At 67.9% G+C, this 302-nt stretch carries 1 protein-coding gene; it reads right to left on the bottom strand.

All coding sequences use genetic code 11. The annotated features are described in order from the left end of the window. On the bottom strand, positions 1-302 hold a 302-nt coding region (locus EN852_RS38855; protein WP_135879905.1), incomplete at both ends, for a hypothetical protein.

The following is a 302-nucleotide window of genomic DNA, read 5'->3' as shown; positions in this document are numbered from 1 at the left end:
GCGCCGCCTTGTACTCGTCGAGCGGATGCGCCGAGAGATAGAAGCCGACGACCTGGAATTCGCGGTGCAGCCGGTCGGCGGCGAGCCACGGATCGGTCGGCGGCAGGTTGAGCGCCTGCGACTGGGCGCCGAGCGAGGCGCCGAAAATATCGGCCTGGCCGGAAACGGCGTTCTGCTGGGCGAGTGACGCCAGCCCCATCATCCGCTCGACGCCAGCCAACATCTGGGCGCGATCGTGGCCGAAGCAGTCGAGCGCGCCGGCCATGATCAGGCTCTCGAAAACCCGCTTGCCGACGATCTTC

The sequence above is a fragment of the Mesorhizobium sp. M2E.F.Ca.ET.209.01.1.1 genome, assembly GCF_004010375.2.
Taxonomy (GTDB): Bacteria; Pseudomonadota; Alphaproteobacteria; order Rhizobiales; family Rhizobiaceae; genus Mesorhizobium.
Note: the sequence above shows the minus strand (reverse complement) of the source record. Positions and strands in the feature narration are given on the sequence as shown.